This window comes from Desmospora profundinema, from assembly GCF_031454155.1.
Lineage (GTDB): Bacteria > Bacillota > Bacilli > Thermoactinomycetales > DSM-45169 > Desmospora > Desmospora profundinema.
This window is the reverse complement of the sequence record NZ_JAVDQG010000001.1, coordinates 349,498-363,320: the sequence shown is the minus strand read 5'-3', so window position 1 is coordinate 363,320 and position 13,823 is coordinate 349,498. Positions and strand designations below refer to the sequence as shown.

Below are 13,823 nucleotides of genomic sequence, written 5' to 3'. Positions count from 1 at the left end.
CCCCAAGTGCCAGGAAGTCGGTTTTTTTATATGGAAAGATCGGTTTGTCCTCCCTCTCGCCTCTCCTTTTTACCCCTCAGGAGGGAGATCGCCAGTAAAACAGGCGGCATCCCAACAATCAAAATGTAGAACAAGACTTGCTCCACTTTGTCGATGGATTCCACATCAAACTGATCTTTTGGAATAAGGGAAACGACGTAGCCGATCAGAGCCACCCAGAACACCCACTTTTGGTGGGATTGTTGGTTAAACAGGCGAGCCATCCCCAGTGACGCCACAAAAAGATCGGAAACAGTGGAGGTGAACGCCAAAAAGATCCAGAGTGAGATAAAATACAAGTCCGGCCGCTCCACCAGCTGAAACCGAAAAGCTTTCAGCATATAGATGGTGGGCTCAGGAATCAACGTCATCTCCACCGGGCTGAAGATCATCAATGCGGTTACGGTCATAAATATATACACCAATGTGGTAATGAGATTGGCAAGGGAAGCGGCTTTTAGTTTATCACTCGCACTCCCTTCGGCAAAAGGGTAGAGCACCATCATGATCTCAAATCCCGTCAAGGCAAAAGTGCTCTCGTTTGCCCCTTTTAAAAGATTGATCGGCCCGGCGATCTGCCCCAAGGGATAGATGTAATGGACGTTGATTTCAGTGAACGGATCAAAATATGCCAAGATCGCGATGAGAATGATCAGTCCCGACAGCCCGGAGACGAACGTGTAAAAGCGGCCGATCAGTTTGAGGGGCGAGATGGTCAGGTAGGCGGCGGTAGCCGCCATAAAACCGGTAATGACCCAGCGCGGAGTCTCCGTCATCATCCAGCCTTGGATGATGCCAGCGAAAAGGACCAGGACGATAATGATAATCACGATGAAAGAGAAGATATATGCAGAGATCAGGATCTTGGCGGGCCATTTTCCGATCAGGTGAGGCAGGATGTCGTACAGTGTCAGGGATGGAAAGCGGCGATTTAGCGACCACATGATCACGATCATCAACTGAACCCACAAGCCTGCCATCAAAACAGAAATCCAGCCGTCTCCCTTGGCCGCTTCGTGAACATTGTAGGGAAGAGAGAGAATCCCCACTCCGATCTGTGTCTGGAGGATCATGAACAGAAACTGTCCCCGAGTGATGCGGTTTTGATTTCCATCCACGGTTTCATCCTCCTTCACGATCGTTCATTTCCACATGGATAGTAGGGCGTTTCTCAACCCAGGATCCCATGTCCGATGATCTGTACTTTTATCTGCGGGCGGAGCGTAATCTTGGGATAGGTTTTTGTCCACCACTTTGCTCCTTGCCATTCCTCCGGATAGTGGGCCATGATGCGGCGGCCGATGCCGAAGCCGTCAAAGCGGGAACGCTGCATTTTTTTGATCACTTGGGTAGCTTGGTGGGTCAAACTTTGGGAAATCTTTTTATTCAGCCGTTCCACCACAGGCTGCTCCATCAATTCGTCTTTGGGATATTCAATGGCGGCCACATCCAATTCCAGATTTAGATCTGCCCGGATGGTTCCGTCGGGGCGGACTTGTACGTCTAATGCCCGCTTTATGTGTCGGATGTCGATGGTGATATAGGAATCGACATCGCCGGTCTCGCCGGGATCCACCTGCATGATCAGCCGGGCGATTTGGTTCTTTTTGTTGGCCATCAACAGAAACAGCCGCGACTCTAACCGATTCAGGGTTCCGGTCATGTGGCGCCCGTGAAACATGGCGATCCCCTCCACCGACACATCCTTTTCATTGTCAATCCCCGCCGCTTGAAGATCACCCACTTCTGTCGTCAAGTACGGGACCGCAAAGTCCTGGCCCGGGTCGAACATCATCGGAGAGACGCTTTTAATGTTCACCTGGGGAACGAGGGTGGTCTTTTCGGCACTGGAGATCACTTCATCGACATATTCTCCGATCAAGGTATCCCCCACTTTCTTTAAATCGACCAACCCCTCCGCCCGTCCTTTGACCACGGCAAAATGCGCATTTAAAGCGCTTTTGGGATCCCGAAAAAAGATATCCAGAACGGGATAGATATCTTCACGTGCCAGCTGTTCCCCCAGGACCAGGGTTCGGTTTTTGGAAGGGTCAAACCGGTTGTTTATGCGGCGATCCCCGTTGTCCCGTGTTTCACGCGGGGTACGGCCGGTGGTTTTTAAGATCACGTTGGTCGGTTCCGCCCCTCCTTCTGTAATCCGCACTTCTCGAATTGCCGTAGTGGTCAGCAGTTTGCCTTCAGGTGTCCGATCCAACCCGACGATCACGAGCAGGCGGGCGTCTTTCAACAGGGCGAGATCCCAACAACCGGTCTGGGACAAGAGCATGAGCAGAGAGAAGATCAGCAGCATGATTCGTTTCATCTCACTTCCCCCTTTTCTCCCTGTTTGCCGAACAGATAGGAGAGAATCAGCAAAATGGGCGGAATTCCTACGATGAAAATATAGGACAAGATGTCGACGACCTCGCTAAGGTTTTCTACATCCAAATGACCGAAAGGAATAAAGGTGATCGCATAGCCGAGCAGCACCACCCAGAGTACCCACTTTCGGTGAACATGATGATTAAAGAACCGGGTGATCCCCAGTATCGCCAGATAGAGAAAGCTGAACATCGAAGTAAAGATGGACACCACCCAAAGAGAGATAAAATACAGGTCCGGCCGTTCCACCAACTGAAACCGAAAGGCTTTCAACATATAGATGACCGGCTCAGGAATCAACCCCATTTCCACCGGGCTGAATACCACAAGGGCGGTAAAGGTGATAAATACATAGATAAGGGTCGTCCATAAATTGGCCAGAGAGGCCGCTTTCAACTTAGCGGCAGGACTCCCCTCTACAAAGGGATAAAGCACTAACATCGTCTCAAATCCCGTCATCGCGAAAAAGCTCTGGTTCGCCCCTTTCAATAGGTTGATCGGACCGGCGATCTGCCCCAAAGGAAGGATGTAGTCGATGTTCGTCGTGGTAAAAGGGTCAAAGTAGGTGAGCGTTGCGATCAGAATATGAATGGCCACCACTCCAGAAGCAAACACATACAGGCGGGCGATTTGTCTCAAGTTGGAAATCCCTAGGTAGACGGCGGCGGCGAACAAAAGACCGTTGATGACCCAGCGCGGCGTTTCCGGGAGCATCCAGATATGGACGACACCGAAGTAGCGGATCATGACCGTAGAGGAGAGCATCACAAAAAACAGACTATATCCCAAAATCAAGAGTTTCCCCAGCCACTTCCCCAGCAGCTTAGGAAGAAACTCATAGATAGATTGGGAAGGAAAACGCTTATTCAGGGTCCAGATCAATAGAATCAGCAGCTGGGTGATCACTCCTGCGATCAGGACGGCAAGCCAACTGTCTCCCTTCGCTTCCGCATGTACACCAAACGGGAGACCGATAATCCCTGCGCCCACCTGGGTCTGGAGAACGATAAGCATAAATTGCGTTGGGGTGATGCTAATTTTCTTCTGGGTCATCTCGTTTCCAGCCCCTTGAATGGTGTTCCTGCCTCCATTTCTGCGGTTTGGCGTCTGCAGGCCGCTCATTTAACTGCCACATCGCCAGACGGATGATCGTATCTTTCATATCTCGCAGCCGCAAAGGGATGGCCGGGGCGAAAAAGGGTGTCCCGAAAGACTCCAGCCGGGTTAAGTGAATCAATAGCAGCAACGAACCGAACATGATTCCCAGAAAACCGAACAAGGAGGCCAACAACATCATGGGAAAGCGCAGAATTCGAATCGATGCCCCCATCTCGTTGGTTGGAACCACGAACGAGGCGATGGCGGTCAACGCCACGACGATCACCATCGTATTGGATACGAGCCCGGCCCGTACCGCCGACTCCCCGATCACCAAACCCCCGACGATCCCGATGGTTTGACCGACGGGACTAGGCAGACGAATCCCGCCTTCCCGGATCAGCTCGACGGTAATCTCCAACAGGAGCGCCTCCAATATGGGGGGAAAAGGAACGATCTCCACACTGCTCTTCATGGGAAAAACCAGCTCCGAAGGAATCACTTCATAGTGAAAAGAGACGACTGCAATATAAAACGAGGGCAGTAAAATGGAGATGAAAAAACTGATAAAACGGATCAAGCGAAAAAATGATCCGATAATGGGTCTCATGCTGTAATCGTCCGTCGACTGATAAAAAGCGGTGAACGTAACAGGGACAATCAAAGCCGTGGGGCTTCCCTCCATTATGATGGCGACGCGGCCTTCCATGATATTTCCCATCACCCGATCCGGCCGCTCGGTGCTCAACATCTGGGGAAAAGGCGAGTACACCTTCCCCTCCAGGTATTCCTGTACATAACCGGGAGACAGAACCGAATCGGCCCGGATGAATTGCAGTCGTTGTTCCACCTCTTCCACCACTTCGGGGTTTGCTAAATCATGTATATACAGAACGGCCAACTTGGCTTTGTTTTTTCTCCCCACCGTAAAATAGCGAACTTTCAGCTGTTGATTGTCCAGCCGTTTGCGAACCAAGTGAAGATTGACCAGCAGATTCTCCACAAATCCTTCGTGAGGACCCCGCAGTACCTTTTCAGTGTCCGGTTCGGATACCGGCCGCCGATGGATGGCATGGGCCTGAGCGACATAGCATTCCTTCAATCCTTCGAACAAGAGAATGATATGACCGTGGAGCAACTGTTCCACGGCAGGGTCCAATTCTTCCTCCGTCTCCACTTGAGGGGAGGCGATCACTTCCTCCAGGGGCTTTTTTCCCTCGTTCAACGCCATCGGTTTGAGAATTCCGTCCTGAATCTTGGCAAAGTCCGCCATTGTGTTCAGATAGACCAATGCGCCGCTGCGTCCGTGATAGGAGAGTTGGCGGGTTTTCAGATCCTCCGTGTGGAATAGGGATTCCCGGATATAGGCCAAGTTGTCTTCGACAGAAGAGGAAACCATCCGCACTTCTTCATGGCTCTCTACGTCCGGATTGTGTTGGGAACGGGAATGGCTGCGAAAGATCTTCTTGAAAAAGTCCATCGATTTCTCTCCATTTCGCTGGTCTATTTCCTAAGTTGTCCTTGTGAAGAAATTTTATCCAAACTCCTGCTCCCTCCTCTTTCATCGTTCACGTTTGCTTTTGTACGTAAAAAAAGCGCCTATGGCGCCTTTTGATTACTGCTGAAACTCTCGGATTACTGATTGCAGTCATGGACCTCCTTTGCGACCCGGATTCCCGACTGGATCGCCCCCTCAATCCACATACGTGCTTGGGAAGTGTGCTCACCGGCGAAATGGACCCTCCCTTCAGGAGCGGAGATCGCATGGGACAATTCCGCTTCCTGTCCGGGCTTAAAAATAGAGAATCCTCCAGCAGCGTAAGGAGACCGAGACCAGTTGTAGGAAATTCCTCGCCGATATTTTTCGTATACCACAGGCCCATAAATCGCAGCCATATTTCGCAATGCCACCCGAGTGGCTTCCGGGGTTTCCAGAGGGGTCCAGGTCAGGGATTCGTCCGCCCACGTATAGCTGGCCGTAATGACTGCCGGATCGACAGGGTCGGCATCGCTGGGATAGAAAGTGAAACGGATCGGCAAATCCGTTGTGGTACTGCCTCCCCTCTCTCCATTTTCCTCCCAGAAACGATCGGTGAATTCTATCCCCACTTTGGTTGCAGCCGCATAGTGGAGTTCTCGAATCGCTTTTCGTTTTTGATAGGAGAAAGACGTAAGCGGGATCACTTCCACCAGGCGGAGCACCGAAAACGGAAGCGTAACGATCAGACGGTCCCCCGTCATGTGAAAACGCTCCCCCGTTTTCGTGCAAACCCCTTCGACAGTTACCTGGTCTTTCTGCGGGAGAATGCCTGTAATCTTTCGTTCCAACAAAAGATCCTCTTGCAACTGCGGCAGGAAAGCGGCAGGCAAGCGATCCATTCCTCCTGAGATTTCATAGAAACGGATGGTTGGATCGGTTAGGACCAATAGGAAACGTGCCACATCTAAAAAGGAGAGCTCCATCATACCGCTTGTATCCAACATCACCTTGATCATATCGATTGCCCCTTGGGACAAGGGTCTCCCAAAAGGAGGCCATTGAAAGACATCCTGGACCGAACACGGCTCCAGCGTTCGCAGCAGTTCCATCTGCCAGCCGGGCCTTCCGTAAAATCCTTCCACAATCTGTCGCACCGTGGAATGGAACAACTGGGTAGCGGTTTGATCCCCCTCATCTGGACGCAGGGGAAATCGAAGGATCCGGGGATTTTGCTCGTAGAACCTTCGACGGGTTAACACGCCGTTCACATAGATTCGATCCGATGGGGTCGTGATGATAAAACGGTTGACAGGCAAGCGGAACTTCCTGATATATTCCCAAACTAGATAGTGAATGTCCGGGATCCGCATCGCCCCCGCCTCAAAGGTGAGACCATCGGAAAAAGGAGTGCGTATCGTATAGATCCGTCCCCCCACTCGATTAGATGCCTCGAGAAGGATAACGCGATGACCGGCTTCCTTCAGCAAGGAGGCGGAAACCAGCCCTGCCATCCCAGCACCGGCGATTAGGACGGTCTGAGGACGGATGGATGGGGGAAGGCCGGTTCGAATGATCCGAACCATCTCCTCAGGCGGTAACAGTGGAGGGGTAAAAAGAGGCATATGCCTCCTCCTTCCCGGCGGACCTCTTTCATGAACTCCGCCTCTAACCATCCTATTCTTTAAAACGGATTTTACGATCATAGACCGCCTCTCCCCACCTGAAAAGTCAACATTTGCCCGCAAAGCTTGCGGGAGTGACCAAACGTCAGCCCAAATGAAATCAACTATGTTACACTAAAAAAGATCTGAACAAGGGGGTATTTTCCATGTTTCGTTTGTTCAAACGTGTTCGAACACTGGTCTCATCCGAATTAAACGCGATGCTGGATAAGGCGGAAGACCCGGTAAAAATGTTGGATCAGTATCTGATCGATATGGGGAAAGACATATCGGAAGTGGAAGCGGCCGTGGCCAGTCAGGTTACCAACGAGAAAATGCTGGAGAAAAAGCTGCGGGAGGCTCAAGCGTTTGTTGAAAAACGGGAGCAGCAAGCCCTGCACGCACTCCAATCCGGCGATGAAGATTTGGCACGCAGGGTGTTGGAAGATAAGCAAAAGCATCAACAACAAGCGGATTCTTTGCACGATTCCTATGAAGAAGCCCGAAAATTGTCTCAAGAACTCCGTGATAAGTTGAGAGAAATGAAAGATGAATATCAAGAGATGAAAATGAAAAAAGACGCGCTAAAAGCACGGGCAACCAGTGCAAAAGCAAGAACGAAAGTGAATCGGACGCTTTCCGATATCAACCATGACAGTGCCCGTCAGGGTTTTGAGAGGATGGAAGAAAAGGTAATGAAATATGAAGCGGAAGCCGAAACTTCAGAGGAAATGCGCGGATCCAACCGCTCTCTGGACGACGAACTGGCCAATCTCTCCACTTCTAACAAAGTGGACGATGAGCTGGAAGCGTTAAAAGCAAAGCTAAACAAATAAAGACCCTTTTAACAAAAAACAGAGGTGCTACTCGCACCTCTGTTTTTTTACCATTTTGCTCCGCCCCCTTTAGGTTTGGAGGATCGTCCCGAACTGGAACGCTTCGAGGATCCTCCCCAGCTCGAACCGCCCCCTTTGGGTTTCGCCGATTTTCCTGAACCGGAACGTTTAGAGGCTCCCCCTCGGTGCAAACCGCCCCCCTTGCTCTTATTGGAGGCAATTCCACCTCCGCTTGAGAGGTTTCGTAAAGAGGCGGAAACCCCGCTCCTTATATGGTGGCCGCCTGTATAAGGTTGATGATGTTGTTGCTGACGTTGGGTTTCCCGATACTCCCTCTCCATCTCTCTGATCGTATCGTAACCGATACGAATGTCAGACTCTGCTTGATCAAACAAACCACGATTCATGGATGTTTGGACAGTTTCCACCAACCGCTGAAAATCGCGACGGTAACTATTTGCCGTGAAGCTGCCGGACAATTTCCTTTCCGTATTGCGAAAGTGCTGCTGCAATTTATTCAGATCTGCGGTGACTTGTTTCTTTTGCTGCAACCGCTTCTCCACTTCCTGCCTCACATGATCGATATCCTGCCTGACCTGTTCCTCGACGTGTTCAAGATCATTCAGATCCAATGGGGATTGACTCCATCGACTTTCGATGAAACGCAGCTGTTCCTGAATTCTTTCCATCGTATGGGTGATGGATTCGACGGACAGGCGTTCCTCGTTCATCTTCTGGATGAGTCGATCCACTTGTTCTGCCGCTTGTCGCACCGTTTTTTGTATGCGGGTCGACTGTTCCTGCAGATGATCATATCGGCCGAAGCAGTCTCTGTAATCCTGTTCAACCTGTCGGTGCAGCTGCTTGATCTCCGCCATCCGATTTCCGGCGCGATGATACTGCTGTACCTCATGGGCGAGATCGCCTTCCACCTGAAACAATTGTTCTTCGATTTGAAGACTCGCCCGCTTGACCCTTTCAAATCGGTCAGGGAGATCTTCCCAATGAGAGGCGGTAAACCGCTGTTGCAACCGATCGAGCTGCTCGTGAAAAGACGGATCCAGTTTATCCTGTCCCGGGAGGGATGAACGAATTTTTTCCACCTCTTTAATCGTTTCATCCCGCAGCTTCACCAACTGGTCCACCTCTTGCTGTCCATTTTCAAGGAGCTGCAAAAATGCGGTATACTGTTTCTTAAATCCGGCCACATCCCCTTGAATAAACAATTGGCGGATATTCGATATCAGGCTTTCTGCTGATTGCAACGGTTCATACGGATTGGCATCTACGAGTAGCAGCCGCTCTCTTTTCACCTGTTCTTCGACTTGAGACCGGCTCTTTCGCAATGTTTCATCCAGTAAATCAACCGCTTCTTCCCGCTCCTTGATGGTGTCTGTCTCTTTTAACAGCTGATTGATTTGTTCCCTCGCTTCTTCTGTATTCCTGGCAGCTGACAGATAATCAAGTGAATGATCAAATGACTCGGCCTGTTCCAATCGGGTTTTTGCTTCCTCGTAACGACTTTCCAACTGTGAAAGCGGCCACCCTTTTTCCGTTTGCCAGGATACCAAGTGTTTATAAACAGAATCCAACCGGTCTCTTTCATGTTGTAAATCAGCGGTAACCGCCTTTTCCGTTTCTCGCAAATCGTTGATTTTCGACTCTAGATCGGCTAAATCCTCTTTCGCCTCTTCAACCCGGAAATGGATATCCATCAGCATCTGATTTATCTGCTTTCCTTTAAACGGACGAATGGGATAATGGAGGGTACCTCGATATGCTTTCGTTTCTTCAATCAAAGATCCCAGCCGGTCACGGATTTCGATCCATGTTTCCGCCGTTTTTCCTTTGCTTAGTCGCACTCGGTCGTCCACTTCATTAAAAGGGGCGTACAAGGACCGTTCAAAGACTTTCCATTCATCACAGAGCTGCTGGAAGCGGCGGCGCTCTTTGGCAATGCGGTACCATTGATAACCGACGACAACCCAGATCGGGAAGGTAAGAATCATAAGGGCAAGGACAGCCTCCGCTGGATGGTACTCCGGATCAGCGGCAACCGCCCTTTCCTCTGTTGTCGCCGGTGAGGGGGCAGGTGCCGAAGCAGCTTCATCGACCGCCTCCCCTACCTCTTTCACCACCGCCTCGATGCCCCCGATGAAATCACCCTCTTGCGCCAGCGGGATGAAGGTGGACTCTATGATTTTTTCATAAGGGTTTTCCCCCGCATGTGCCACCAGCGCCTCATCGATTTTTTCGCTGACGGTCCATATGTACACTTCCCGTTCCTCTTCAGCAAGCAGGATCAGGACTGATTCGGTAGGCAGCGGCTTCAAAGCGTCATCGGCATAATCGGCGATCTTGCGCCCGTTTAAGCCGGGGATTGTTTCAAGAAAAAAATCGATGGACTGGTTGTCGAACAACTCATGCAGCCTCTGTTCTTCCTCGGCAGTAAAAAAATCCCCCCCATCCACGATCCGTTCATCTTTTAACGCGGCATAACCTGTCTGTACGGTAGTAAAAACAATGAATAATATCACGAAAGACAATACGATGATCGGTCGAAGCTTCATGAATAATCCCCCTTTGAGATGACTCCCTTTCCTATTATAATAGATTAAAAGAGCATATGGTAAAATATTTCATAATTGATAGAAAGCCATTCAGCGGACGAGTTGTTTGACTGTTGCGAACAACTGAAGAGGGGTAATTTACGACGAAACACCCATCCGGAATACAGATGGGGCACCCTATTAAAACCCTTCTACAATCATCTCGAAAATCGAGATGATTTTTCGTGATGAGCAGGAACGGGTTACTTCCGATAATGAGACCGTATCGGAAGTAACCTTCTCCATCCCCTTTCATACAATTAAGGAAGGGATAAACGGGTCAGCCATCCTGGAATAGAGGTGCTTGCGTTGATTGGGGTAATATGGCGTCATGACGGTTCAATTTTGCAACTTCGGCAGATGATGCACACGAATGCTCATCGGTGGATGGATCAGGAACGGGTTCCGGAGATCGCCGTCTTAATGGGGTCCGCCTCCGGATCTCCCCTCCCCAAGAACCTCGGACTGGCTAAAGGGATCCGGGAAATCACGGTTAGCGGCAACCATTGGGGAGACGCCATGAACCGCGCCCTCAGCCGGCTATCATCCTGCTGGGTCTGTTCCGTTTCAACCAATAGGGTGGATCCTCTCGTTTTCACAACCGCCTTGAAAGAGTTAAAACAGATGATACCATTCAACCCCGCTCTTACCGGGATTCGCGTAGAGAGTAAGAACGGGTCCCTTCTCTACTGTTGGAACCGATCCCGTTTACAGGGTCAAGGAGGGTGGCCGTCAAAAAAAGATTGGCCCTTCCCTGAGGCGGCGGATCATTTTCGTTGGTCCACTCTTCCTTCTTCCGAGAAAAAGGTGTTGACCCTTGACGTTCATTCTCCCCGCCGGGAGGAATCTCCTTGGGAACGGCAAAAACAAATGTGGATCGACCGCTTTTTGGCCGGGTTGGAACAGGGGCGCCCTCTCTTTCCATCGCCGACCGGACCACCATTGGTCTCCTTTCTGCTGTCCGTCTATAACGGGGCTCAAACGATCCCTTGGGCATTGACCTCTGTTCTCTACCAAACCATTCCCGACTTTGAACTAATTGTGATCGATGACGGGTCCACAGACGGGACAGCAGAAGAAGTCCGAAGGTTTAACGATCCCCGGATCCGCTGGTTGTCCCGCCCCGTTAATCGGGGTAAAGTTCATTGTCTTAACGAAGCCTGGCAAGAGGCGCGAGGAGAATGGTTGTTTGAGCTGGATGCGGATGACTGGCTGGGCCCCGAGGCACTTGATTGGGTGGTTCGCTCGTCTCGCGGGCTGTCGGAGAAAGTGGCTCTTCTTTACGGGGATCGTATTTACTGGCATGAAGAATCTACCGGCCGCTTCACCTGCCGACACCAAAGAAAAGGGGCCCCGATCCAATCCCTGGACCAATACTTGGACGATCTGGCCCCGATCGGACCGCGAATATACCGGCGGGAAGCCATCCGACAAATCGGCGGTTGGCCCGTGGATGACTATTGCAACGGCAGGTTATATGAAGATATCCGGGTGGTTTTAAAACTGCTGGAAACCCACCGGATCCATTATGCTCCCGGCTTTCATTACCATGTCCGCCTTCGGGCAGACAGCGTCTCCCACAAAAACGTCCATCACTTTTTCGCCTGGAAGGATTGGCTTCTTCGCCAATATTCCAAGAACGGGTCCTAACATGACGTAATGCGGATAAACGAAATCGCAAAGATGTTGATCGTTACCGTCACAGGCGGATATCCGGGGTCGACTGCCACTTGCACGACAATGGTAACCGGAGTTACTGAAATCAGTGTACCCTCCGTCAGTCCTGCCGCGGTCATGACTTCCACTTGACAACCGATAAACTGTCTCAATCGTTGAAATAGGAACAATCCGTCCACCTCCCATCTATATCTTGCGTATACTTACAAAATTCTCAAACGGAATCAACACGATGTTCCCGCTAGCCTCCCGGACTTCTGCAAAATCCTTCCCCACACGGACCAGTCTTCCCTGGATGGTTCCATTGCGGGTGGTAATCTCCACATTTTGGTTTAAGAATTTTAACAACTCTCTTCTCAATCTCCGATTCCGGAAACAACAGAACCATTTAAACAGGCACAATTTATACACCCCCTTGGTTTAGATACTGCTGAAACTTATCAAGTTTTCAAATGGAATTAATACAATATTTCCATCAGCCCCCAAGATTTCCGCAAAATCGTTCCCCACACTGACCAGTGTTCCTTGGACGGTTCCATCGCGGGTGGTGATTTCCACAGTTTGGTTTAGTAAATCCGAGAGCTCATTTTGCAGTCGCTGATTCCGTTCATTCAGCAAATCCCGAACTTCCCCTAAGATGTCGCGTCTCATCTGCCTAAGTAGGCGTCGGACGCGACGCATGATCCTTCTCTGCAATCTCCGGTTCTGCTGTATTCTGATCGTTCCAGTTTGATTGATCATCCCTGGTTCACTCTTCCTTTCTGATATTAGGGACTCCCTTCAATCTCATGTTTAGCCCGACGATTTTGAATGATTGTTTCCAGGGCGTCCACCATCTTTTGTTCAAAAGCGTGTTTCGTCAACCGCCTTGCCGTTTCTTTCCCTCCTTGGACCAATCTCTCGGCCACGTTCGTGTTGGACAAGACAGAAACGATGCCATGGGCAATAGCTTGGGGATTTTGGGGTGGTACCACATAGGCGTTTTCCAGGTGGCGGCAAAAATCCATCACTCCGCCGGAATTGGTGGTGACGACGGGCGTTCCACAAGCCATCGCCTCCAAAGGTGGTAACCCAAACCCTTCGATCCACGAAGTGGAAACGAACACATCGGCCGACCGGTACAAGTCCACCATCCCCTGATCATCAGCCGGCCGGAATGTCCGATGGAGAATCCCCGGTAAAGGCAACTCCCTTTCCGTACAGATCATGTGGACGATGAAATTCCCTTTATCCATTTTCTTCAATCGATACATGGCTTTAACGAAATCATCGTATCCCTTCAGGGCATACCCCACCTTGGGATCCCGGGCGATGTAGAGAATCACTTTAGTCCGATGACTGACAGGTTGCCGTTGTCCGATTCCGGTACGGAACATTTGCGGTGAATGGCCCTCCTCCGACCAGGGGGAATCCTTTCGCTGTTTATGGTTCCAGAGATTTTTGCCCCCGAAGCCGGACCGTCTTAGCCACGCCTTAATAAGTGACGGAAAGGCGGGTTTATCTTGCGAGGAAGCCGCTGCCGGTTGGACGGGGCTTTGCCGTCCGGTTCCCGCTTGAAAAACCTGTGGATCCACTCCCAGATTGACGACAGTCGACCGTATTCCTGCAAGTTGGTGAATCCGGGAATCCAGCCAATGGGAGACACTGATAACGGGTACCTTTTGTTTATAGGTCCACAATGCCCATTCCCGATTCTCTCCCTTAAGCCAGTCTGGCTCGAATCCTTGACACAATCGGACACATTGCTTCGGCCACGCCTCATAAGCCGGCTGAAAGGTGGTGTAGAAATTGGCCAGGACAATGTCCCCATAGGGGATGTTGTCTTTTTTTAGGGCGGGCACCCGTATCACCTTGGCGTTGACTGGATAGGCGATTGGAGACCACTGCGGGAGGATGATCTCCGTCTCGTGACCCCTAGCAACCAATGCATTAGCGATATCCGCTAGAACACGGCATCCTCCTCCGGTCTCCAATGAGCTCATCGGAATCACAACTTTCATATTCACCCTCCCTCCCTTAAGGTTCCCAATTATTATACAAA

11 protein-coding genes are annotated in these 13,823 nt (G+C 50.7%); 2 read left to right on the top strand and 9 right to left on the bottom strand.

All coding sequences use genetic code 11. From position 1 onward, the window contains the following. Nucleotides 1-26: 26 nt before the first annotated feature. From JOE21_RS01610 to JOE21_RS01590, 5 genes are all read right to left on the bottom strand, one after another. Nucleotides 27-1,157, bottom strand: a complete 1,131-nt coding sequence (locus JOE21_RS01610) for a GerAB/ArcD/ProY family transporter (protein ID WP_309861564.1) — start codon at nucleotides 1,155-1,157, stop codon at nucleotides 27-29. Between the two features lie 53 nt (nucleotides 1,158-1,210). Beyond that, a complete protein-coding gene (locus JOE21_RS01605) occupies nucleotides 1,211-2,362 on the bottom strand; it encodes a Ger(x)C family spore germination protein (RefSeq protein ID WP_309861562.1) in 1,152 nt (383 codons plus the stop codon). Next, nucleotides 2,359-3,474 (bottom strand): GerAB/ArcD/ProY family transporter, encoded by a 1,116-nt coding sequence (locus tag JOE21_RS01600; protein WP_309861559.1) that lies wholly within the window; start codon nucleotides 3,472-3,474, stop codon nucleotides 2,359-2,361. The genes JOE21_RS01605 and JOE21_RS01600 overlap by 4 nt, the downstream gene beginning before the upstream one ends. Then, nucleotides 3,455-4,999, bottom strand: coding sequence for a spore germination protein (locus tag JOE21_RS01595; protein ID WP_309861555.1), 1,545 nt, complete (start codon nucleotides 4,997-4,999; stop codon nucleotides 3,455-3,457). The genes JOE21_RS01600 and JOE21_RS01595 overlap by 20 nt, the downstream gene beginning before the upstream one ends. A gap of 155 nt (nucleotides 5,000-5,154) precedes the next feature. Next, nucleotides 5,155-6,621 (bottom strand): flavin monoamine oxidase family protein, encoded by a 1,467-nt coding sequence (locus JOE21_RS01590; RefSeq protein WP_309861553.1) that lies wholly within the window; start codon nucleotides 6,619-6,621, stop codon nucleotides 5,155-5,157. Nucleotides 6,622-6,827: 206 nt separating this feature from the next. Between JOE21_RS01590 and JOE21_RS01585 the strand changes: the two genes are divergently transcribed. Then, entirely contained in the window at nucleotides 6,828-7,496 is a 669-nt protein-coding gene (locus tag JOE21_RS01585; RefSeq protein ID WP_309861550.1) for a PspA/IM30 family protein, read from the top strand. A 47-nt stretch (nucleotides 7,497-7,543) separates the two neighbouring features. On the opposite strand, the gene JOE21_RS01580 is transcribed toward JOE21_RS01585, so the two are convergent. After that, the gene (locus JOE21_RS01580; protein WP_309861547.1) at nucleotides 7,544-10,066 is read right to left on the bottom strand and encodes a septation ring formation regulator EzrA; all 2,523 of its coding nucleotides are present in this window, start codon (nucleotides 10,064-10,066) and stop codon (nucleotides 7,544-7,546) included. 348 nt (nucleotides 10,067-10,414) lie between these two features. Between JOE21_RS01580 and JOE21_RS01575 the strand changes: the two genes are divergently transcribed. Next, a complete protein-coding gene (locus JOE21_RS01575; protein ID WP_309861544.1) occupies nucleotides 10,415-11,755 on the top strand; it encodes a glycosyltransferase family 2 protein in 1,341 nt (446 codons plus the stop codon). Here the strand turns inward: JOE21_RS01575 and JOE21_RS01570 are convergent. From JOE21_RS01570 to JOE21_RS01560, 3 genes are all read right to left on the bottom strand, one after another. Then, the gene (locus tag JOE21_RS01570) at nucleotides 11,752-11,952 is read right to left on the bottom strand and encodes an LSm family protein (protein WP_309861541.1); all 201 of its coding nucleotides are present in this window, start codon (nucleotides 11,950-11,952) and stop codon (nucleotides 11,752-11,754) included. The genes JOE21_RS01575 and JOE21_RS01570 overlap by 4 nt on opposite strands. 250 nt (nucleotides 11,953-12,202) lie before the next feature. Continuing rightward, a complete protein-coding gene (locus tag JOE21_RS01565; protein ID WP_309861538.1) occupies nucleotides 12,203-12,463 on the bottom strand; it encodes a hypothetical protein in 261 nt (86 codons plus the stop codon). An 86-nt stretch (nucleotides 12,464-12,549) separates the two neighbouring features. Continuing rightward, nucleotides 12,550-13,782: a glycosyltransferase family 4 protein gene (locus JOE21_RS01560; protein WP_309861536.1), complete on the bottom strand. Its 1,233-nt coding sequence runs from the start codon at nucleotides 13,780-13,782 to the stop codon at nucleotides 12,550-12,552. Nucleotides 13,783-13,823: the final 41 nt, after the last annotated feature.